This window comes from Streptomyces phaeochromogenes (genome assembly GCF_001418655.1).
GTDB lineage: Bacteria > Actinomycetota > Actinomycetes > Streptomycetales > Streptomycetaceae > Streptomyces > Streptomyces phaeochromogenes.
Genome location: NZ_LIQZ01000459.1, coordinates 1 through 1,698, shown reverse-complemented (window position 1 = coordinate 1,698; position 1,698 = coordinate 1). Strand labels below are relative to the sequence as shown.

The following is a 1,698-nucleotide window of genomic DNA, read 5'->3' as shown; positions in this document are numbered from 1 at the left end:
CTACCCCACCGTGCCCCTCCCCTACCGAAGGGGCACATCGACCAGCATCGGCCGCGCCAACTCACCCGCCCCGCCCACCAGTTCACGTAGGTGATCCGCGCTCTCCGCGCGCACCGCGTCGATCCCGAAGAAGCGGGCCGCCTGGGTGAAGTCCAGTCGCCCCAACTCGGTTCCGGGGCAGGGGCCGTTGCCGCCCATCGCCTCGTAGGTGTTCTGTAGCGTGCGGTACGCGCCGTTGCTCATCACCACGAACAGCACGGGAGCCGCGTACCGGGCCGCGCTCCACAGGCCCTGGAGGCCGAAGAGCGCACAGCCGTCACCCAGGACCGCGATCACTGGCCGCCCGGGCTCGGCGAGGGCCCGGCCGACCGCGGCGCCGATGCCCCAACCGAGGCCGCCGCCGACGGTGTGCGTGTAGCTGCCGGGCCGGTCGAGGTGTACGAGCCGGCGCAGCAACAGGCCCACGGTGATGGCCTCTTCGACGACCGCGGCGCCCGGCGGCAGCCCGCGGGCGACGGCGTGGGCGGCGGCCCAGGGGGCGAGGGGCGCGGGCGAGTACGCGGCCCGCGCGGCGGCCTCCGCGCGGTCCCGTTCGACCGTGTGCCGGTCGTAGGCACGCAGCACCCGGATCTTCGCCGTGCGCTCGGGAACCCGCTCGCGCAGCAGGTCCGCGAGCCGGTCCAGGGAGGGACGGAGCGCGCCCACGACCCCGTGGTCGGCCGGGAAGTTGCGGCCGATCTCGTCCGGGTCGGAGTCGAGCTGTACGACCGTGATGCCGGGCGGCAGCGCGGGACCGGGGCTGTAGTGGTGCGGCGTGAACGCGTGCGCCCCGGCGATCAGCACGGTGTCGTACGGGGCGAGCGCGTCCCTGATGGCGTCGTGGCGCGGTGGCAGCATCCCGGCGTACAGGGGGTGGGTGGTCGGGAAGTCGAGGTGGTCCGCCATCGGCTGGTGGTGCACGGGCGCGCCGCACGTCTCGGCGGTCCGGACGAGCGCGGCCATCGCGTCCTCGCGGCCGACCCCGTCCCCGGCGACGATCACGGGCCGGGCGGCGGCGCCGAGCAGGACGGCGGCCCGGTCGAGGCCCTCGGCGGGGGTGGGCCTGAGCGGCGGCGTGCGGGCCGGGACGTCGACCTCCGTGTCCTCGGCCAGCAAGTCCATCGGAACGGACAGGAACACGGGTCCGGCGGGCGGCCGTACGGCGAGTGCGAAGGCGCGGCGCAGGGCGAGCGGGAGGTCGCGGGCGTGCTGGACGTCGTAGGTCGCCTTCACGGCGGGCGCGGCGAGGGCGACGAGGTCCCCGGAGAGCATGGGGTCCTGTTGGAGGTGGCGGCGGTCCTGCTGGCCCGCCATGACCACCAGCGGGGTGCGTGAACGGCGGGCGTTGAGCAGGCCGATGAGTCCGTTGGCGAGGCCCGCGGCTATGTGGAGGCTGACGAAGGCGGGGCGGCCGGTGGCGCGGGCGTATCCGTCCGCCATGGAGACGACCGCGCCCTCGTGTACGCCGAGGACGTACTCGGGTGCCTCCTCCGCGTCCGCGAGGGCTGCCAGGAAAGGCAGTTCGGTGGTGCCGGGGTTGCCGAAGACGCGGTCCACGCCCTCGCCTTGCAGGATGTCGAGCAGGGCAGAGGCGGGGTGCGGGCCCATCGTTGGCTCCTCGTGGGGAGGGGGACCTGGGTTCGCCGGTCAGCGTCTTGG

1 protein-coding gene is annotated in these 1,698 nt (G+C 74.8%); it reads right to left on the bottom strand.

Features of this window, described 5'->3' with window-relative positions; all coding sequences use genetic code 11:
- Positions 1-21 precede the first annotated feature (21 nt).
- The gene (locus AOK17_RS42760; protein ID WP_055618052.1) at positions 22-1,647 is read right to left on the bottom strand and encodes a thiamine pyrophosphate-binding protein; all 1,626 of its coding nucleotides are present in this window, start codon (positions 1,645-1,647) and stop codon (positions 22-24) included.
- Positions 1,648-1,698: the final 51 nt, after the last annotated feature.